Origin of the sequence: Geomicrobium halophilum (genome assembly GCF_014207655.1) — a bacterium.
In the GTDB taxonomy this organism is placed as follows: Bacteria; Bacillota; Bacilli; order Bacillales; family Marinococcaceae; genus Geomicrobium; species Geomicrobium halophilum.
In genome coordinates this window covers 763,560-784,682 of the sequence record NZ_JACHHJ010000001.1, presented here as the reverse complement: position 1 = coordinate 784,682, position 21,123 = coordinate 763,560, and the positions used below count along the sequence as shown (strand labels likewise).

The window sequence follows — 21,123 nt, the reverse complement described above, 5'->3', positions numbered from 1 at the left end:
CTACTGGTCCACGGCTCTGACCACAATACGCGAGCCAGATACGGAAATCACTTTAACATCGCTTCCCTCCTCTACGTAATTTCCTTCAGTAACAACATCGAAGTGCTCTCCAGAAATAAACATCAGCCCCGAAGGCCGCAAGGGGGTTAATGATCGACCGATTTGTCCGACAAGATCCTGTCGCTCGCTCCTCGAAATATATCCTTCGTCTGTACCAAACGTGTCACTCAATACTAACTTTTGCATAAACCCTATTTTACCAAAATACTTAAATAGTAAAACGGCAGCAACCGAGACAAGCACCATGGCAATGAAGACAGAAACCAAAATCTGGGTTGTATCGAACGATGCTAAAAATACACTTCCGATAATGGATGCCACCCCTAGCAATCCAAATAAACCAAATCCTGTAAAAGCGACTTCGACGACAATTAAGATCAATCCTAAAATGAGTAAAATAATCGCTTCCATCCCTGCAAAGCCGGCAAACATATGACCGAAGAAAAACAAACCTAAAGAGCCTAACCCGACGAGTCCAGGGAGCCCAAATCCCGGTGAAAAAAGCTCCCAAAGGAGACCAATGCCTCCCACGCTTAGCAAGAGAGGGATAACCATGGGGTTGGTAATCCAACGTGTCACCTGTTCAGCAAGACTTACTTCTGCTTCCACTTGTTCAGCGCCTTCCATGTCGATGAAGTCTAAAGCTAACAATTCATCGCGATCATCGACGATTGCTTCCGCATAGCCGACATCCATAGCTTGAGTCGCCGTCAGGTTTAACACACCGCCCTCCCTTCCTTCCTCAACATCCACAGAGGGGTCTACCATTGCCCTCGCGTATTCCGTGTCCCGATCATTCCGTTCAGCGGCGTTCTCCATGTTCGAAATCCAGACTCCTTGTGCTTTATCTTCTGCTGCATTTCCTGAACCATCCACCACTGAAGCAGAACCCATTGACGCGCCTGGATCCATCACAATATAGTCTGCGTTGAGTGCAATGTATGCACCTGCAGAGGACGCATCACCGGTAACATATGCTGTAACGTCGACCTCCGCATTCTGAATGATTTCAGCGATGTTCCCTGCTGCATCCACCGCTCCCCCAGGTGTATCAATCTCAAGGACGACATGATCGGCACCCTCTTCTACCGCTTCATCAATCGAACGATCAAGAAAAGCCTCCAATCCACGCTCAACCGTCTGCTCAACAGGAATGAAATGAACGGAATCTTGCCCTTGCGCACTTGAAAAAAGCGGCATCATGGCTGCTGCCGCAATCATTAACAGCAGAAAAAAACCGATCCGTACATTTTTCCCCATTCATTCACTTCCCTTCTAATTCGTATAAAGGACACAAAAAGATCCGAGGCGTTCGAATAAATATAGTGTTTGGAGCGCTTTACAACCGCCATTTTTCTCGGATTTTTGAACATCCTCCTCATAGAGGTCTTATCTTCGAACATCATTTTACACAAAACGCTGTCATCCGCCTATTTACCTCCATTAAATCAAAATTATGGAGTGTGTACAAGAAAATAAACTTGAATACATTTCTGCTTAACTGAAAAGTATTTCTTTTCTATGTACGAATGGTGAGCTGATGAAGTTTCAGTAGATAATGGGGAATACGCCAAACAAATAAACCCCCGGGATTAGTCCCGAGGGTGATATGCCTGCATAAATAAAATCAGAACTTCCGTTTACGGGCTGCTTCTGATTTCTTCTTTCGTTTTACGCTTGGCTTTTCATAATGTTTACGTTTGCGGACTTCCGCCAGTGTGCCGTCCTTAGAAACATCTTTCTTAAAACGACGCAAAGCTGAATCGAGTGACTCATTTTTACGTATACGAGTTTCAGCCATTTGAATCCCTCCCTCCGCACAACCGCTCACAATCATGACTTACCTTGTCCAAACCTATGAAAGTTCAAGTAAGCTCATTTATAAGAAATTGTAAAACAAAGATTGAAAAAATGCAAGGTGTATCTGCTTTTCCATTTCCAACCTCGATACTTTGAACGCTTTTTAAACATAAGTATAGAAAGACAACCATACATATGGATCACGGGGGACGAGCGATGGATTATTCATTATTAATTATGATTGTGTACATCTTTATATTTCTATTCGGGGTTGCGCTGATTCGGGCAGGCCTTGGGCAATCTCCACCCAAACATGTTCGTACCATGATTATGAACAGCACATCTCATCCATTTGCCGGCTTTATCATCGGTTTCATCGTAACGGCATTGTTACAAAGCAGTTCCGCCGTTATGGTACTTGCGGTGAGTCTTGTGGCCGCAGGAATTATCCCTTTCCGGCAAACCATCGGCGTTATGCTCGGCAGTAATGTCGGCACGACATTGACATTAGAAATTCTTGTGTTTTCCGGAGAGACCCTTGGCCTTCTATCGATCGGTGCAGGCGTCATTTGTTTACTCACCCGATGGAAGCAGCTATTTTTGGCAGGTACGATTTTCTGTGGTGTAGGTTGCATGTTCCTTGCTATGGACGGTATGAGCACCTGGGGCCAAGAGCTTACCGGCCAGGGGTGGGCTGAATGGTTGCTGGAACGCGATGGATTGCCAGTCGGTACAGCTGTTTTGGGTGGAACGATTATTTCGGCTATTATTCAATCAAGTACAGCGACAGTGGCGATTGGGATTCAAATGTACGTAAATGACCTCATTAATTTAGACGGAGCGATTGCCATCATGATGGGGGCAAATATTGGTACCTGTTTAACAGCTGTCCTTGCAGCGCTTGGCGCAAAACGCGGGGCGATGCAAACAGCACTCGCAAATGTTTTCCTGAATATTGGCGGGGTCTTGCTTTTTGTTCCTGTCATAGGCATTTTTTCAACTGCAATCATGGCGTTAACCGCTGATCCGGCCGCACAGGTGGCCCATGCGTCAGTCGTTTTCAATCTTGTCTGTTCATTATTGCTATTACCATTTGTGAATCCATTTGCAACATTTGTCGAACGGCTGACGGGACGCTCCGCATAAGTGATTTTAAAAAATAAGAGCAACAAGACTTCATGCCTTGTTGCTCTTCTATGACGCGGGTGTATTCAAAAGCGCGGAGTCGTTTGAAAAAATGTAGCTTCGCGTGTAAGGGCATAAGCGGATTTGCTCTAGAAAAGCATTAATCCTCTCTCGAGAAACTTTCCCCGACGTTTTGGGGACTATGCCTGTATTTTCTTTGCTTCATCCGCCCCTTCAAGGACGCGAACGAATTCAGCCTCATTGTAGGGATATCCAGCCTTTGTAATTTTTACACGTACGATTTTTCCGATCAAATCGTCCGATGCTGGTACTTTAATTTTAAGATAGTTGCTGCTGTAGCCGGTATACATACCGCTATCCGGATCTTCCTTATCAATTTCTTCTGGAATCATATCCACGACTTCACCTTCATGTTCAGATGCGTAATCTTTAGCCAGCTGTTCAGACAAGGCAATTAATTGATGGACGCGTTTCTTTTTCACTTCATCGTCGACTTGATCTTCCCTGCGGGCAGCTGGCGTTCCTGTACGTTTTGAATAGGGGAATACGTGGATCTCGGAAAACTGCAAGTTCTGGATAAAATCGTATGTTTCGTTAAATTCCTCATCAGTCTCGCCTGGAAAGCCAACAATAACATCAGTCGTGATAGCAAGATCTGGAAAGATGTCTTTCAAGCGTTGTACCCTTTCATAATAGTAAGCCGTTGTATATTTCCTTCTCATCCGTTTAAGGACGGTGTCTGATCCAGCTTGTAGAGGAATATGGAAATGGTTCACAATTGTATTAGAGTTACGTACCACATCCACCACTTCATCGGTGATTTGACTGGCTTCGATTGAAGAAATCCGCAGCCTCTTGAGCCCTTCTAGCTGTTCGAGTTCACGCAGTAAAGCCGCGAAGTTATAATCTTTAAAGTCTTCCCCGTATCCGGCCGTATGAATCCCGGTAAGAACAATTTCCTTATATCCGGCAGAAACGAGTTGCCGCGCTTGCTGCAATACGTCTTCCGGTTGCCTGGACCGCAATAGACCGCGAGCCCATGGAATGATACAAAATGTGCAAAAGTTATTACATCCTTCCTGTATTTTCAAACTTGCTCGCGTCCGATCCGTAAATGCTGGGACGTCCAATTCCTCATAGACGCGTGTTTTCATGATATTGCTCACACCATTGATCGGCTCACGGGAACGCTTAAATTCCTCAATATAATCAATCATCTTTGCACGATCCTGCGTGCCCACCACGATGTCTACTCCCGGGATATTCATAACTTCTGCCGGGGAGGTTTGCGCGTAACAACCCGTGACGCAAATCACAGCATCCGGGTTTTGACGGATCGAGCGGCGAATCACTTGCCTGCTTTTTTTGTCCCCGGTGTTTGTAACTGTGCAGGTGTTGATCACGTACACGTCTGCCCGTAATTCTGTTTGTTCGTACCCTGCTTTTTTAAACAACTGCCAGATGGCTTCAGTTTCATAATGGTTCACTTTACATCCAAGGGTATGAAAAGCAACAGTAGACATTTTTTTCACCTCGTTAATTCAAATTGATAAACCAACATGGCGAGTACCGCCACTGGTGCCGTTTCTGCTCGTACAATTCTAGGCCCTAAACTTATAGGTACAAAACCTGCACGGAGACATTCCTCATGTTCATTAGCAGAAAACCCGCCTTCAGGACCAAATACGAGAAAAATTTGCTCTGCATCTTGCACCGTGTGGATGTGAGTGCTCAAACCATGATGTACCCCATTTCTTGCACTTTGTTCTGAAAGAACCCATTTATGCTGATAAGTTGATGCTTTTTCTATGATCTGTTTGAGTGATTCCTTTCGATCGATCTCAGGGATGATAAAACGTTCGGATTGTTCCGCGGCTTCCCGGGCTATTTTTTGAAAACGTGCTTTTCTTTTCGCGCTTTTCTTTTCGTCCCACTTGACAACAGAATGAGCAGCGGGAAAGTTTATCAGTTTGGAGACGCCCATTTCCGTACTTTTTTGAACTACCCATTCCAATTTATCCGCTTTAAGATCTCCTTGTGCAACCGTAATATGTACAGGGAGTTCAGTATCCGCCGTTAACCATTCTTCTACGTGACAGGTAATCTCATCAGGATGAATATGGTTCAGGCGACTTAAAGCACCTTTACCATGTTCATCAATACAAATGATAACATCTCCAACGTTCCTACGCATCACACGTGCGATATGATGCGCCTGCTCCCCTTTCAGTGTTACCTTTTGTCCTGACCATTGCTCATCCGGTACGAAATACCTTTGCATTTCACTCCTCCTATGACACCTTTAATAATAGTGCAACCCAATCCTCCATCTCTAACACCTCTGCAACGGTAAAGCCTTCCTGCTCCAATGCTTCACGCACGTCTTCTTTCTTATTCTGAATAATTCCAGATACAAGAAGATATCCAGCCGGGCGAAGGTGTGTTTGAACCGATGGGGCCATGCGAATAATGATATCAGCCAAAAGATTCGCAACAACGATATCAGCTTTTTCTTCTGTATTTGAAAATAAATCGCTTTCCACGATGCTCACTCGGTTATTAACGTTGTTGATCCTCATGTTTTCATTCGCGACTCGAACCGCTACGGCGTCATTATCATAAGCATACACCGATGCTGCCCCGAATTTTGCTGCAGCGATACTTAATATACCGGAACCAGTGCCGATGTCGATGACTTTATTATGGTTATGCACAATTCGTTCCAAGGCTTGTAAACAAAGAAGCGTTGTGGGATGGGTGCCTGTACCAAATGCCATCCCTGGATCAAGTTCGATCACTGTTTCTCCCTGTTTAGGCTGATAATCCTCCCATGAAGGAGCGATCGTCAGGGTAGGTGATACTTGAACAGGTTTATAGTATTTTTTCCAAGCCTGTGCCCAGTCTTCTTCTTTAACTTCTGCGGTCGAAATGGATATGCTTCCAACTTCCCACCCAGAGCGATGTCGTAAATCATCCAACCTTAAACGAACACTTTCCATTCTTTGTGCCAATACCTCATCCGCTGGAAAATAAGCCTTTAATACAACACCCTCATTTGGTAAATGTTCGGTCATTGGTTGGCCGATTTCATCTGATTCACGTGCTTGCTGATTTTTCCGATCGCTTGCGTCTTCTACGACAACTCCATTTGACCCCTGTTCAATGAGTAGATTCGCCACTGCTTCAGATGCTTCCTGGGTGGTATGTACCTGACATTCTGTCCAATTCACACCTTCACCTCCAATGATCTCCTTTATACAGAAAAGGGGCTTCCCACGTATGGAAAGCCTCAACTTCTTATTCACCACGAAAAGCACGTTTCACTTTATTAAAAAAGCTATCACTATGCTCATCAACTTCCTCTCCACTTTCATCCGCAAACTCTTTCAATAACTCTTTCTGGCGATCGTTAAGTTTCTTTGGTGTGATTATACGTACGCTAATGATTTGATCTCCAGTGCCCCGGCCGTGGACATTCGCTGCTCCTTTTCCACGCAAACGAAAGCTTCGTCCGGTTTGTGTACCTGCAGGAATCTTTAGCTTCACTTTTCCTTCCAAGGCTGGAACCTCAATTTCATCACCAAGAGCAGCCTGAGAAAATGTCAGTGGCATTTCACAGCGGATATCGTCACCATCACGCTCGAAAAACTCGTGTGGTTTAACGTTGACCACAATAAACAAATCACCTGGTGGCCCGCCGTTCGCACCGGCTTCCCCATGTCCGGCCTGTCTCATTTGCATTCCGTGATCGATCCCAGCAGGGATATTTACGCGGATTTTCTTGCTTTTCTTGACTTTTCCTGCACCGCCGCATGTATTACATTTTTCCTTAATGATTTGCCCTGCACCTTCACAGCGATCACATACACGGCGATTAACTACACGTCCAAAAGGAGTATTTTGCTCAATATTTAATTGACCACTACCTCCACATTTGCTGCATTTATCCGGGTTTGTCCCTGGTTTAGCCCCTGACCCTGTACATGTTTCACATGTTTCCTCACGAGGAATCTCGATATCTGTATCTTTTCCAAATACCGCTTCTTTAAACTCCAACGTCATCGTATATTGCAAATCTGCACCTTGACGTGGGGCATTCGGGTCGCGGCGCCCTCCACCACCAAAGAACATATCGAATATATCTCCAAATCCGCTGCCGCCAAATCCTCCTGCACCAGCACCGCCAAAACCTTCATTGGGGTCTGCATGTCCGAATTGATCGTAATTGGCTTTCTTTTGCGGATCACTCAGCGTATCATAGGCCTCTTTTACTTCCTTAAACTTTTCCTCAGCGCCGGAATCGCTATTTACATCCGGGTGATATTTACGCGCAAGTTTACGGTACGCTTTTTTGATTTCATCCCCGGATGCGTTTTCATCCACACCAAGTACTTCGTAGAAGTCTCGTTTTGCCATTCTCCATTTCACTCCCGTTCCATTCCTGCATGACACTAATCATACATGGGATTGCTGCAGGCCGCTTTTCGACCAAGTTTGTGTATCCAGTGAAAAAGTCAAAGCCAAGAAATCCTGACTTTGACTTTTCATTTATCCATGAGTCGCGGGCGCAGTCACGGAGTGTGAGCATACGCACCGTTCTCATCGATGGTTTTCACCTATACGTTCCTTATCCGTTTGCTTTGTTCTGCTGATCATCGTCGTTATCCACTTCTTCATAATCAGCATCTACGACATCTTCATCAGCAGATTGTTCTTGTTCTTGCCCTTCTCCCTGCTCGGCTTGTGCTTGCTGAGCCATTTGCTCATACATTTTCTGCGAGAGGGAATGGACGAGCTGTTCAAGTTCATCTTTAGCTGTGCGGATCGCTTCAAGGTCTGTACCGTTTAATGCTTCTTGTAACTTGCTTTTCGCTTCTTCAGCATTTTGTTTTTCCGTCTCTTCAACGTTCTCACCTAGATCATTGATCGTTTTGTCAACGGTAAAGATAAGCTGATCAGCTTCATTGCGGAGTTCGGCTTCTTCTTTCTTCGCCTTATCTTCCTCGGCATTTTCTTCTGCCTGCTTAACCATATCTTCAATTTCATCTTCTGACAGACCAGAGGAAGAAGTAATCGTAATCGACTGTTCTTTGTTCGTACCTTTGTCTTTCGCACGGACGTTAACAATACCGTTCGCGTCAATATCAAAGGTTACTTCGATTTGTGGTACGCCACGAGGGGCAGCTGGAATATCTGTAAGTTGGAAACGACCGAGTGTTTTATTGTCAGCAGCCATTTCACGTTCGCCCTGAAGGACATGAATATCAACCGAAGATTGGTTATCTGCAGCTGTTGAGAATGTTTGAGACTGGCTTGTCGGAATCGTTGTATTCCGGTCAATCAATTTCGTGAAAACGCCGCCCATCGTTTCAATTCCAAGAGAAAGCGGAGTCACATCAAGCAGAACCACATCTTTAACATCTCCAGCTAGTACACCTGCCTGTACTGCTGCACCAAGAGCAACAACCTCATCAGGATTAACCCCTTTGTGAGGATCTTTACCTGTGAGCCCTTTAATCGCTTCCTGCACAGCTGGAATTCGTGTAGAACCACCAACGAGGATGACTTTGTCAATGTCAGAAGCGTTAATATCCGCATCTTGAATGGCGCGGCGTGCTGGTGCCATTGTTCTTTCAACAAGATTGGTGGAAAGTTCATCGAACTTAGCTCTTGTAATGCTCATTTCCAAGTGCTTTGGACCGGATGCATCCGCCGTAATGAATGGTAATGAAAGCTGGGTTTGAGTCACACCAGAAAGTTCTTTTTTCGCTTTTTCCGCTGTATCTTTCAAGCGCTGCATCGCCATTTTGTCTTTTTCGAGGTCAACGCCATTTTCTTTTTTAAACTCGGAAACCATGTAATCGATAATGACCTGGTCGAAGTCGTCACCACCAAGTTCATTATCCCCTGATGTAGATTTAACTTCGAAGAAGCCTTCGCCCAGCTCAAGTACAGATACGTCAAAAGTACCGCCGCCAAGGTCGTAAACAAGAATGGTTTGATCTTCTTCTTTTTCCAAACCGTAAGCAAGAGAAGCCGCTGTCGGTTCGTTCACGATTCGCTCTACTTCAAGACCGGCAATCGTACCTGCGTCTTTCGTTGCTTGACGTTGGGAATCATTAAAATAAGCCGGAACTGTAATAACAGCTTTCGTGACGTCTTCGCCCAAATAAGCTTCTGCATCAGATTTCAGCTTTTGAAGAATAATGGCGGAGATTTCCTGAGGAGTATAATCCTTGCCATCCACTTCTACCGTGTAATCTGTACCCATATGGCGTTTAATGGAGAGAATAGTGTCCGGATTCGTAATCGCTTGGCGCTTAGCGATTTCACCTACTTGTCTTTCTCCATCTTTAAATGCAACAGCAGATGGAGTTGTACGGTTCCCTTCAGGGTTCGGGATAACAACAGGTTCGCCACCTTCCATAACTGCCACACATGAGTTTGTTGTTCCTAAGTCAATTCCAATTGTCTTTCCCATTTCTATTCCTCCTTGATCCTCTAAAACAATTCACTATTACTGTCAGGCGTTCACTTTTACCATTGCTGGTCTTAGAACGCGAGTTTTCAGTTTATATCCCTTCTGCAGTTCTTCCACAATTTGACCCGATTCAAACCCTTCTTCCTCTACCTGCATCACCGCTTGGTGCACACTGGGATCAAAGGTTTCACCTTCGGTTTTAATCTCTTCCAGCCCCTCCGATTCAAGAGCTTCGTGAAATTGTTTATACACCATTTCCATACCTTTATAAAGTGAAGAGGAATCCTCAGCTTCTGAATCGAGAGCACGGCTAAAATTGTCAAGAACAGGGAGCAAAGACTCCATCAATGGCTGAGCACGATACTGTGCAGCCGCCTCTTTTTCAGCGCGGCTCCTTTTGCGAAAATTATCGTAATCGGCCTGAATGCGGTGAGCCTTTGTCCTCCATTCTTCCAACTCGTTTCTAAGTGCTTCTTCTGCAGTATCTTGTTCTTGATCTTCATCTACAGATTCTGCCACTTGATGTTCACCAGGGGATACTGAATCTTCTTCAGGATTGAGGATTTCGACCTCTTCTTCTACATGTTCTGTATTCTCTTTTTCGTTCATTGCGTTCACCTCCATCTCCAATTTCTTCGTTGCATAAGAGAAGGGAGATGATCTCTCCCCAATTAGATATCGTGACGATATATTTTCGTCAATGACGTTGATAGTCCATTAGCGAGTTGACGGATGAGCCGGATCGCGCGTTCATATTCCATTCTGGTCGGCCCGATCACCCCTAATGATCCAACGGTACGGCCACCAATCGAATACGTCGCTGTAATCATGCTCATGTCAGCAAATGCTTCAATGTTATTTTCTTTGCCAATTCGGACGTTCAATCCTTCCTGGCTGTTGGAAAGAAGCGTGTGTACGTTTTCGCTGTGATCTAACCACTCAAAAATCATTCGCACACGATCGACATCTTTAAATTCCGGCTGCGTCAATAAATTCATCATACCGCCATAAAAAACCTGGTCGCTTTTTTCAGGCTTAAATGCACTTCGCAATACACCAAACATATCCTCATAATGGCGGACATGCTGCTTGAGCAATCGTGTACTCTCAGCCATCAGCTTTTCTTCCCATTGACCAACAGGAGTATCAACGAGCTGATCATTAAGGATATTGACCACTTTTTCCAGGTCAGCCACGTTCATTTTTTCCGGTATATCAAACGTGCGATTTTCTACATGACCCGTATCCGTGACCAGGATTGCGATCGCTTGCTTCGATGTGAGTGGAATCATTTGTAATTGTTTGAGGCGTGTACGATCCATTTCTGGCCCAAGAACAATTGATGCATAGCTTGTTAGCTCTGATAGCACAGCAGCCGTTTTCTTCATCACTGCCTCTACTTCAGATATACGCTGGCTAAACATTTTTTCCATATCTAATATCTCATGCTCTTCAACGGGCTCCGGGTATAATAAATGGTCCACATACAATCGATATCCTTTATTGGATGGAACCCTTCCCGCAGAGCTATGAGGCTTTTGAAGATAACCCATATCTTCCAGATCCGCCATTTCATTACGGATGGTGGCTGGACTAAAGGGGATATCTGTCCGTTTGGAAATACTTCTTGAACCTATAGGCTCAGCGCTTTGGACATAATCATCGACGATGGCTTGCAAGATCAACAGTTGACGCCGACTTAACATTCGTCCATCACCTCTGTTAGCACTCTTAGATGGCGAGTGCTAATACTATTGATAACTTATCAAATGGCTCTTTGTTTGTCAACGAAGAAGCCAAAAGGATTACGCATCAATTAAAAATGAGGCAAAAACTTCGTTCCCAAGATATTTTCCCTTTTCGGTTAGCTTCAGTTGCCCGTTGTCGTTCGTTAATAAACCATCGTCAATAAGCTGTGCACATGTATCTCCATATACGTTTTGAAATGAGGTGCTGAATTTATGATTAAAACGGTCCATACACACACCTTCTTGCAGGCGCAATCCGAGAAACATTTCTTCCTCCATTTGTTCTTTAACCGGGACCGCTTGTCTCGTTCGCTCGGGTAACTCTCCCTTTTGTACAGTCTTTAAATAATGGGGAATCGGTAAAAGATTTCCATACCTCTCCCCTTCTACATATCCATGTGCCCCCGCTCCTAATGCTAAGTAAGGTTGGTTGCGCCAATACAAAAGGTTGTGTTCGCTTTCTTTTCCTTTTTTCGCAAAGTTACTGATTTCATATTGATTGTAACCCGCATCTTCCAGGTTAGATAACAATAAATCGTACATATCCGCTTCTTCATCTTCACTTAACTTGGTTAGCTTTCCCGCCTGCAGCCAATTGTAAAACTGGGTTTTCGCTTCGATCTTTAACCCATAGGCTGAAATATGATCAGGCTCTAGTTCGATCGCTTTCTGAATCGTTGCTTCCCACTGCTTAAGGGTCTGTCCAGGCAAGGCAAACATCAAATCAATCGAAATGTTATTAAAACCAAGCTCTCTTGCCCGTTTGACCGTTAGAGCAACATCGCCCGCATCATGTGTACGACCGATGGTCTCAAGAAGTTCGGGATCAAATGTCTGGACGCCAATACTAAGACGGTTCACACCCGCATCTTTAAGGGCGTACAGCCGGGAATCATCCACACCATCCGGATTGACTTCTACCGTTACTTCACTCTGATGACTCCATGATAAACCAGCTTCTTGGAGGTTTGTAAATAAGGTACGAAGTTGATCTGCGGACAAGGACGTTGGTGTACCACCACCGACATAGAGGGTGTCCAGATGTTGTAGAGAGCCACTTAACCGCTTCTTCCCTTCGTCTTGCAACGCTTGTATATATTGATCGACGGGCTGGTTTTTAATCAACACTTTATTAAAATCACAGTAATGGCAGATGTGCTGACAAAAAGGAATATGAATGTATGCCCCTTTTTTCATTCGGCATCCTCCTCCCCTTTTTAATCGTCATCCATACGCAGTACAGACATAAAGGCTTCCTGAGGAATTTCAACACTGCCGACATTTTTCATGCGGCGTTTTCCTTCTTTTTGTTTTTCAAGTAGTTTTCTTTTTCGAGTAATATCTCCGCCGTAGCATTTAGAAAGCACATTTTTCCGTACTGCCTTGATCGTGGCCCGAGCGATCACTTTGTTCCCAATGCTTGCTTGCACCGGGACTTCAAATTGCTGTCTTGGGATGAGATCCTTTAGCTTTTCGACAATGGCTTTTCCGCGCTCGTAAGCCATATCACGGTGAACAATCACCGATAAGGCATCCACTTTTTCGCCATTTAGTAAAATATCCATCTTCACCAGATTGGAAGCTTTATAGCCGATGAGTTCATAATCAAATGACGCGTACCCTTTCGTACTCGATTTTAAGTGATCAAAAAAGTCGTAAACAATCTCGGTTAAAGGTAATTCATATGTGAGATTAACGCGATTCTCATCCAGATATGCCATATCAATGAACTCTCCGCGCTTCTTTTGACATAATTCCATAACGGGACCAACAAAATCATTTGGGACCATCACCGTTGCCTTTACAAACGGCTCCTCTACTTCTTCAACCGCTTGCTGCTCGGGCATATTTGTAGGGTTATCAATTTCGAGTACACTGCCATCAACTTGATAGACATTATAGATTACGCTAGGGGCCGTTGTTATTAAATCGATGCCGTACTCTCTTTCAATACGCTCTTGTAAAATTTCCATATGAAGGAGTCCGAGAAAACCACAACGAAAACCAAATCCTAGTGCCTGTGACGTCTCTGCTTCATACTCCAGAGCACTGTCATTCAGTTCCAGACGCTCAAGTGCATCGCGCAAACCGTTATAATTACTGGCATCAATCGGATACAAACCACAAAAGACCATCGGCTTCATCCGTTTATACCCTGGAAGCGGTTCAGAGGCTTCGTTGTTCGCTTTCGTGATCGTATCCCCTACACGGGAATCGCCGACATTTTTAATCGATGCCGTTAAGAAACCTACATCACCGACCGATAATTGATCAGCGGCGATCGCTTGTGGGGTGAAAATACCTACTTCATTCACTTCAAATTCCTTACCCGTAGCCATCATTTTAATCTTCTCGCCTTTTTTGATCGTTCCTTCCACAACACGAATGTAGGCAATGACCCCGCGGTAGGGATCGTAAAGTGAATCAAAAATGAGAGCTTGCAATGGAGACTCTGGATCTCCGGCAGGAGGCGGAACTTTTTCCACTACCTGCTCTAAAATCTCCTCGATACCGATCCCACTCTTCGCGGAAGCATGGATGGCCTCGGTGGGATCAAGTCCAATAACATCAATGATTTCCTGTTTTACCCGGTCAGGTTCTGCACTAGGCAAATCAATTTTATTTACGACCGGCAAAATTTCCAAGTCGTTATCCAAAGCTAAATATACATTTGCAAGTGTTTGGGCCTCAATGCCTTGAGACGCATCGACGACAAGCAACGCCCCTTCACAAGCAGCCAAGCTTCTCGATACTTCATAAGAAAAGTCAACATGGCCCGGGGTATCGATTAAGTGAAATATGTACTCCTCACCATCATTAGCGACATATCGCAGTTGAGATGAATTCAGCTTAATGGTAATGCCCCGCTCGCGCTCCAAGTCCATTGCATCCAGGAGCTGATCCTGCATCTCTCGTTCAGAGATCGTCTTTGTGTGTTCAAGAATTCGATCAGCTAATGTAGATTTTCCATGGTCAATATGGGCTATGATAGAAAAATTTCTTATGCGCTTCTGCCGCTCACGCAGTTCTTCACTATTCATTCGATCACTCCTCCATCAACGCGGTCAGTCGATGAAAACTACCCTACATTATAGCAATCCATCACACTGACAGCAACGGATATTTCTCTTTGATGAGATTGATAGGGGGTTTTTTCATTTCTCCCTGATGAAAAAACACTTAGCGGGGAGAACCGCCAAGTGTTTGTCCAAGCTGGGAAAAGAAATTCTGCTCCCCGCTTTCCCTCACGTTTTCTTGTCGTTCAATAAGGTCATCCTCCACGATATCTACTTCCGTTTCGGCTTCTTGCTCCGTTTGAGGGGACACGCTCTCCTGTTCTTCCTGATAGATTTGCCCCCATTGATGGTAAGCATAATAGTGGCCTGATAAAACGCCTGTTAAAAACAAGACGAGTGCCGTCATTATGCTAAAGAAAGCTCGTTTCATAGGTATCATTCCTTTTCCTCATGAAATATATGCTTGTAAAACCTCGGCAACCGCGTCTGCACTACGATACATTTCCTGCAATGTATTCTCGACTCCTCCGAACTCTATCAACATCGAGTTTGGAGAAAGATCTTCATTCGACAAAGATCGTAGTTGTCAGATTTGGGGAAGAGACCCCAACGAATGCATCTAATGTAGTAGCGATTCTCAACCCAAAGTATTATGAACAAACCAGCACCAGTCGCTTTCGATTTGCCCTGTCCCATCATGGAGCGCTGACGATGAAAAGGGGCTATGATTTCCTGACGTTGTCAACATCAATTAAGAAAGGTCAGTACGATACCCAAGCTGGGATTGCCATGAAAAATGGCTTGCATATTCGTCTTCGACATTGAAAAAACGTTTCTATAATATCTTGGGCGACGCTAGGGCCTGTCCCCTCTATACGACACTATTCTATGAGCAAATCTTTTTTACTAGAAGCATTATCTTCAGAAAAACTTTGATGCTTCGGTATTGGCGGGGATCGAAGACTTTTTGAAATCTACGTGTTCAAAAAGGGCAAAGAATCAAAGGAATATCAAAACACATGGGAGGAGCGTAGAAGCAAGATGACGTTTCTATGAACTTCCCTAAAATCATTAATGCGTATAGTGTCCGCTGGATTCGATCGTTATCGTTTCGTGCAAGGCGATGTTCAACCCTTCAGCAATGACGTTGGCCATATCATCCATAAACGTATCCACTTCTTTTGGAGTAACCATAAGATTATGCCCAAGCGGGTTCAACACTTCCTGAATGAGTTGACGTTTTTCCTCGTCTCCTAACGTCCCAACAATGCCGAAGTATTTTTGTCGCTCACTTTCAGCCGGCAAATCTTCTTCGTTTAACTTTTTTCGTTCCCCAAACATCATTCCTGAAGGTGTTAACGCACTTGCAGGTTTTTCCCGTTCCTTAACTTCCCGACCAAAATGCTTGAATAAAAAATCAATCGTATCACTTGTAATTGAAACCGCGTCTACAACCGTTGGAATACCAATGGCAATGACTGGAACACCGAGTGTATCTTCATTCAGCTGTTTACGGGCATTTTGAACCCCCGAGCCGGGATGAATTCCCGTATCGGAAATTTGGATCGTCGCATTCACACGCTCGACTGATCGCGCCGCTAACGCATCGATCGCGATGACAAAGTCAGGGTCGGTTTTTTCAACGATTCCATGAAGAATTTCACTTGTTTCGATGCCCGTGACCCCCATGACGCCTGGTGACATCGCTGAAACTTCCCTATATCCTTCTTCATCCTGGATACGACCAAGTTCAAACAAATGGCGGGTAACCACCAGTTGTTCCACGGTTTTGGGTCCAAGTGCATCAGGTGTGATATCCCGATTTCCTAGGCCGATAACAAGACAGCTACTATTTTCCCCTACCCCTGTATCTTTTAAAAAAGCCTTCAATTCTTCACTCAAAATGCGAATTAACGTTGACTGCATTTTAGTGTCTTTTTGGCGGATGCCAAGGGTTTCAAGGGTTAAATAGTGCCCCGGAAGCCGACCCGTTTTGCTTGCTCCTTCTTCATCAATATTTACATGTACAATCGTAATGTCATCCACTTCTCGCTCTTTTACAATAATTCCATTGTTATCTTGTTCGGGAAGGATATTTTCATCTTCGACAGCGAGATCACTTCGAACCTCAAACCATTCGCTTTCTTGATTTTCCTTTTTCATTTCACTCATCCTTTATAAATAATCATCCATTTCCTCATAACTTTTCCTATTGCTCCTGCATTTATGTAAGTCATATCTTGCACGTACGTGTTGTATTTGGTACAATCCTCTTTGTTATGATGCTTGTAAGCAGTAATGGATCCTCAGGAGGTGAAAGCATTGGCTAATATTAAATCCGCAAAAAAACGTGTACGTTTGAATGAAGAACAGCGCGTGAAAAACCAAGCGTTCAAATCATCGATGCGTACAGCGATTAAAGAATTCGAGAAAAAACTCGATAATCAAGATGTGGAAGGCGCAAAAGCTGTCTTTTTACTCGCAGAGCAAAAAGTGGACAAAGCTGTCAGCAAAGGACTCATTCACAAAAATACCGCTGCCCGTAAAAAGTCACAAATGGAGCGGAAATTAAATCAAGCAACCGCTAGCTAATAACGTTTGCTTTAAGACGAGAACGGCTCATGATGAGTCGTTTTTTTTATTGGGGCAAAAGATAAAAAAATGACAAACCAGTGCGTGTTCAAAAAAGGGGGGGCAAAAAGAGCCGAGGAGGTCGAGGAGACGCAGCCTCGAGCATCCTGCTTGCACCACGAAAGCATTCACTTCTCACAAAGCAAAAGGGGTTTCTTTTCCGAGGAGGATATGGTTTTCATACGTGAGGAGCTGTAGAAGCAAGACGTCGAAGAGATACGAAAACTATTGTTCCCGGACTTTTTGAACCACCTCTTAAGTGGAAAGTATATGAGGGAGACGGGCGATTAACAGCGCGACTCCACTTTTCTTTTCCATCATTCCTTGCTTCATTTTATAATCGGTTTCGGCAATGTACGAAAGCGCACGGGCGATGGAATCCCCTTTTGTATATTTCGCTTTCTGACGAAGCCGCTTTGCGACAAACGGTGGCACACCCAGCTGTCCAGCCATTTTTTGTTGACTGTATCCACGTCTTTCCATTTCTGCAGCAAGCCCCATCATCCGGAACTGTCTACCGAGGAGGGTGATGATCTTAATCGGTTCCTCACCATTTCGTAATAAATCATCAAAGACTTGCAGCGCATATGCCGTTTGTTTATCACTCACCGCATCAATAAGTTGAAAAATATTATCCTCAAGGCTTCTTGGGACGAGGGCATCCACGATATCTTCATCGATCGCTCCTGAATGATTAAGATATTGTGCACATTTCTCGATTTCTTTCTCTAACGTTAATAGATCTGAATTGGAGCGCCCCAGCAATTCTTCAATCGCTCCAGCTGTTAACGTTACTCCTCGATCATGAGCTTGTCCTGTAATCCATTCCTTAAGTCCTTCACCTTTCAAAGGTGCGGCCTCAACGGTCTCACCAGCAGCTTTTAACTTTTTCACAATTTTTTTTCGTTCATCTAATTTTTCAGCTTCAACCGTAATAATCACAATATGCTCAGGAGGTAGTTCAGCTAAAAAACGCTCCATTCTTTTCACATCATGAGCAGGCATATCCTTATCTTTTGCTCCCGTCAAAAAACGGGCATGATGAAGGATGATTACTCTTCTGGGCCCAAAAAATGCTGCCGTTTCAGCCTCTTCGATCCCCTCTTGTACAGGAACTTCCCGCATGTCTAGTTGCGAAAGGTTAAACGCTCTTTCCTCTTCCCTAAGTGCATACGTACCAATGTGCTTAACAAGGTCGTCGATAATATATCTTTCTGTACCGTAAATGAGATAAACTGAAGTAAATTTTTCAGCTTTAATGTCATTTTTTACTTGCATATATGTACCCATAGCGTTTCCTCTCTCTAATTGTATGCATATTCCATGTATTCTCATCCCATACTAATGAAAGTCTCCCCTTTTTGCAATAAAATGGACATTTTGCATCAGCACGAGGACGGCGCTATATCATAACGCCGCCCTGAATTTATATAAACGTTGATACGAAGGCCTAGGAATCTGCGCATCAACGGTTTTTGCCTGTTCATTATTAGTCATATCCTATGCGTACAGGAATTATGGGTGACAACTCTTAACAAAATTACCGGAGCCTGAAAGAAAATGGAGGGCTGCGTCAAAAAACGGGCGCAGCACATTCATTGGAAGTGCTAGCTGCAATGCTTGGAGTTCTACTTAGAAAGAAACGGCATTTTTATTTATATGAGTAGATTTTTTTGGCTGTTTGTCTTATACTGAGACGAGAGTAAGGAGGGTCACGGAGCATGAGTAATGAATTTGAAAAGGATACACAAAGTAAACGTAATGACTTTATTGACGCGGCGGTAGCATTTGTCGTTTCATTCGTATTTTTTGCAGCCATATTTTCCGTGGCGGTAGTCATTGATTTAATCGGAAGCCTGTAAATCCAGCACAAGTTCAAATAAAAAAGTCAAGGTATTGCGCCTTGACTTTTTTAGTCTGAAATCATCGTTTCTACGTACCACTCTTGCTCATGATGATAAAAACGAATCGCCCCTTGACGATCGGTTCGAAATATATGAACATTTTCTCGTTCAAGAGTGTCAATCACATCAGGATGAGGATGATTGAAACGGTTATTTTCTCCTGCAGATATAATCGACACTTCAGGCTGAATATGCTGAACGAATGGCGCTGTCGTTGAAGATTGACTACCGTGGTGACCTGCTTTTAAAATATCTGTCCGAAGCTCAGGATAATCCTGTACCAACCGCTTTTCCCCCTCTTCTTCCAGATCACCGGTAAACAGCCACTTTTTTCCATAAACATTTGCATCAATAACAATGGAGTCTTCATTATCTGATAACCCTCTACTTTCCTGTTCTGGGTTAAGAATACGAAAGGCGTGCTCATCGACTGTCCATTGCATCCCTTCATGCACGAATTCAATACGGGTCCCCTGATCAATGACATTTCGAAGGAATGTTTCTACACCCGGTTTTTCAATAGGAACTCGGGGATATAAAACGAGATCCACGTTCATTTTTTCAATAACCACTTCCAAACCACCATAATGGTCATAATCCCCATGAGTGACAATGACTTTATCAAGCCGTTTTATCCCTAGAGATTGAAGATAAGGAACGACCGTTTGCCTGCCTGGATCCGGTTCCCTCCGTTGTTCTTGCCAGCTTTCCTGTGGAAACATTACCGTCCCGCCGCCATCAATTAAATAAACAGCACGCTTATAAGGCAGCTCAATCAAAATACTGTCTCCTTGTCCTACATCTATGAACGTCACACGTAATCGACCGTCCAAATAGGGGGTCATATATTGATAAACCGCCAGCATCAAAACGAGAGCCGCTGCCAATGCTGCAGTTTTCTGTTTTTTTTCAAATAACATCAGCGCGAGAAGTATGAAAAGGAAAGAAAAGAACACCCAATATCCCGATGCTTGTCCAAATGTAAGAATGCCCCCGTGATTTTGATGGATAAAGGTGAAGAAGGTATGAAAGACCCGGATAGCTTTTTCGAGAAAAAAAAGCCAAATCGAAGATATAAATGGCGAAAGCATGGAAAGGAAAAAGAGAATCCAAACCATCGGCAAAATGAGTATAGAAATTACAGGAACATAAAAAATATTCAGAGGCAAGCTTATAAGGGAGTATGTATGGAAATGGTAAACAATGAGCGGAAAAGAAATAACTTGAGCGAGGATCGATACCATTAAAAATTGACGCAGGCGGGTCTTCAATCTTTTAAAAATTGTTGCCGAGCAAATCAAAGCTGTTGATATCGTAAAGGAGAGTTGAAATCCGACATGAAAAAGAAGGTACGGGTTATACATGAGAAGAGCAAAAAAAGCGAAGCTAAGACCATCAACGGGATGAAGTCGGAAGCGAAAACGAAAACAAAACAATACAAAACAGCTCATGAGTACCGCTCTTAATACGGAAGGAGCGGCTCCTGCCAACAGCGCATATACCGGTAATACAAACATCAGAATTTCAGAAGCACGTTCACGACTGATCCCCATTCGAATCAAAAGAAAAAAGAAAACACCAGAAACAATACCTACGTGCAACCCTGAAATAGCAAGAAGATGAATAATTCCTAAATCTTGATAGGCGTCCAACGTATCGCTTTCGATATTGGAACGCTCCCCGAAAAGCATAGCTTGTGCTAATCCTTGCAACTCCTGAGGAAAAACCTCCTCGATCATACGAATCCCGCTGTGCCGCCATTGTTTAAGGAAGGAGCTTACCGTACCTGAAACAGCGTGGCAACTCATGTCATTTTCACCTTGAACGTGGTGAAACGTCCAATGAACATGCTGCTCGTACAAGTATTCTCGATAGTTAAACGCGTTAAAATTCCTAGCGTCTAGCGGAGGTTGGATCTCCCCTTCAATGATACATTCACTTCCGGGTTTTAGATTTCGAAACGAGGAGAGTGCTTCTTCTTCTGTGACCCGTACGGAGACTCGGATTCGTTCTTTTCGCTCCTGCAGCTGAAGAAGAAAAGAAACGCGGTCGCCATCTAATACAGGAACATCAGTTACATTTCCTTGAACGATATCGATTTCGTCAGACAATACCGTCTCGTTTCTTCCATCATAAAATAACGCCCATAAAAATACACCAAAAGTAACCAAAATCAGTAAGCCAAACGTAAGCTTCGATCGATACTTATAACTCAAGTAAACAAACACGGAGACTGCTAAAACCGTGAGGCACAACTCATGGGAAGAAAGGGCAATGGCAACCCCAAAACCGGCTGCCACTGCCAAAAGATAATAATGACCTCGCAAGACCTCACC

General features: G+C 44.0%; 19 protein-coding genes. 3 read left to right on the top strand and 16 right to left on the bottom strand.

What is annotated here, in order from left to right; translation table 11 throughout:
• Both HNR44_RS03820 and rpsU read right to left on the bottom strand, forming a co-directional pair.
• A complete protein-coding gene (locus tag HNR44_RS03820; protein ID WP_184402768.1) occupies positions 1-1,320 on the bottom strand; it encodes an NfeD family protein in 1,320 nt (439 codons plus the stop codon).
• A gap of 367 nt (positions 1,321-1,687) precedes the next feature.
• The gene (gene rpsU / locus HNR44_RS03815; RefSeq protein ID WP_184402767.1) at positions 1,688-1,861 is read right to left on the bottom strand and encodes a 30S ribosomal protein S21; all 174 of its coding nucleotides are present in this window, start codon (positions 1,859-1,861) and stop codon (positions 1,688-1,690) included.
• Between the two features lie 215 nt (positions 1,862-2,076).
• On the opposite strand from rpsU, the gene HNR44_RS03810 reads away from it, so the two are divergent.
• Positions 2,077-3,006, top strand: a complete 930-nt coding sequence (locus HNR44_RS03810) for a Na/Pi symporter (RefSeq protein ID WP_184402766.1) — start codon at positions 2,077-2,079, stop codon at positions 3,004-3,006.
• Positions 3,007-3,185: 179 nt separating this feature from the next.
• Here the strand turns inward: HNR44_RS03810 and mtaB are convergent, their stop codons facing one another.
• The 12 genes from mtaB to gpr form a co-directional block, all read right to left on the bottom strand.
• A complete protein-coding gene (gene mtaB / locus HNR44_RS03805; protein ID WP_184402765.1) occupies positions 3,186-4,529 on the bottom strand; it encodes a tRNA (N(6)-L-threonylcarbamoyladenosine(37)-C(2))-methylthiotransferase MtaB in 1,344 nt (447 codons plus the stop codon).
• A 5-nt stretch (positions 4,530-4,534) separates the two neighbouring features.
• On the bottom strand, positions 4,535-5,287 hold the full coding sequence (locus tag HNR44_RS03800) for a 16S rRNA (uracil(1498)-N(3))-methyltransferase (RefSeq protein WP_184402764.1): 753 nt from the start codon (positions 5,285-5,287) through the stop codon (positions 4,535-4,537).
• A gap of 10 nt (positions 5,288-5,297) precedes the next feature.
• On the bottom strand, positions 5,298-6,236 hold the full coding sequence (gene prmA, locus HNR44_RS03795; protein ID WP_184402763.1) for a 50S ribosomal protein L11 methyltransferase: 939 nt from the start codon (positions 6,234-6,236) through the stop codon (positions 5,298-5,300).
• A gap of 67 nt (positions 6,237-6,303) precedes the next feature.
• On the bottom strand, positions 6,304-7,422 hold the full coding sequence (dnaJ, locus tag HNR44_RS03790; protein WP_184402762.1) for a molecular chaperone DnaJ: 1,119 nt from the start codon (positions 7,420-7,422) through the stop codon (positions 6,304-6,306).
• 211 nt (positions 7,423-7,633) lie between these two features.
• Positions 7,634-9,487, bottom strand: a complete 1,854-nt coding sequence (gene dnaK, locus HNR44_RS03785) for a molecular chaperone DnaK (RefSeq protein WP_184402761.1) — start codon at positions 9,485-9,487, stop codon at positions 7,634-7,636.
• Between the two features lie 42 nt (positions 9,488-9,529).
• Positions 9,530-10,096: a nucleotide exchange factor GrpE gene (grpE, locus tag HNR44_RS03780; RefSeq protein ID WP_184402760.1), complete on the bottom strand. Its 567-nt coding sequence runs from the start codon at positions 10,094-10,096 to the stop codon at positions 9,530-9,532.
• Between the two features lie 62 nt (positions 10,097-10,158).
• Complete coding sequence (gene hrcA / locus HNR44_RS03775; RefSeq protein ID WP_184402759.1) at positions 10,159-11,193, bottom strand: heat-inducible transcriptional repressor HrcA; 1,035 nt, start codon at positions 11,191-11,193, stop codon at positions 10,159-10,161.
• Between the two features lie 99 nt (positions 11,194-11,292).
• Positions 11,293-12,432, bottom strand: coding sequence for a radical SAM family heme chaperone HemW (gene hemW, locus HNR44_RS03770; protein ID WP_184402758.1), 1,140 nt, complete (start codon positions 12,430-12,432; stop codon positions 11,293-11,295).
• 20 nt (positions 12,433-12,452) lie between these two features.
• Positions 12,453-14,276, bottom strand: coding sequence for a translation elongation factor 4 (gene lepA, locus HNR44_RS03765; protein WP_184402757.1), 1,824 nt, complete (start codon positions 14,274-14,276; stop codon positions 12,453-12,455).
• 139 nt (positions 14,277-14,415) lie between these two features.
• Positions 14,416-14,682 carry a DUF3679 domain-containing protein gene (locus tag HNR44_RS03760; protein ID WP_184402756.1) on the bottom strand — a complete coding sequence of 89 codons (267 nt, stop codon included), beginning with the start codon at positions 14,680-14,682 and terminating at the stop codon, positions 14,416-14,418.
• Positions 14,683-14,700: 18 nt separating this feature from the next.
• Positions 14,701-14,826 carry a stage II sporulation protein P gene (locus tag HNR44_RS03755; protein ID WP_425489437.1) on the bottom strand — a complete coding sequence of 42 codons (126 nt, stop codon included), beginning with the start codon at positions 14,824-14,826 and terminating at the stop codon, positions 14,701-14,703.
• Positions 14,827-15,323: 497 nt separating this feature from the next.
• Positions 15,324-16,415: a GPR endopeptidase gene (gpr, locus tag HNR44_RS03750; protein WP_184402754.1), complete on the bottom strand. Its 1,092-nt coding sequence runs from the start codon at positions 16,413-16,415 to the stop codon at positions 15,324-15,326.
• 159 nt (positions 16,416-16,574) lie between these two features.
• On the opposite strand from gpr, the gene rpsT reads away from it, so the two are divergent.
• Entirely contained in the window at positions 16,575-16,844 is a 270-nt protein-coding gene (gene rpsT / locus HNR44_RS03745) for a 30S ribosomal protein S20 (protein WP_184402753.1), read from the top strand.
• Between the two features lie 294 nt (positions 16,845-17,138).
• Here rpsT and holA read toward each other — a convergent pair whose 3' ends face one another.
• Positions 17,139-18,173 carry a DNA polymerase III subunit delta gene (gene holA / locus HNR44_RS03740; protein WP_184402752.1) on the bottom strand — a complete coding sequence of 345 codons (1,035 nt, stop codon included), beginning with the start codon at positions 18,171-18,173 and terminating at the stop codon, positions 17,139-17,141.
• 431 nt (positions 18,174-18,604) lie between these two features.
• Between holA and HNR44_RS03735 the strand changes: the two genes are divergently transcribed.
• Positions 18,605-18,745 carry a YqzM family protein gene (locus HNR44_RS03735; protein ID WP_184402751.1) on the top strand — a complete coding sequence of 47 codons (141 nt, stop codon included), beginning with the start codon at positions 18,605-18,607 and terminating at the stop codon, positions 18,743-18,745.
• Positions 18,746-18,795: 50 nt separating this feature from the next.
• Here the strand turns inward: HNR44_RS03735 and HNR44_RS03730 are convergent, their stop codons facing one another.
• Positions 18,796-21,114 carry a DNA internalization-related competence protein ComEC/Rec2 gene (locus HNR44_RS03730; protein ID WP_184402750.1) on the bottom strand — a complete coding sequence of 773 codons (2,319 nt, stop codon included), beginning with the start codon at positions 21,112-21,114 and terminating at the stop codon, positions 18,796-18,798.
• Between the last annotated feature and the right edge of the window lie 9 nt (positions 21,115-21,123).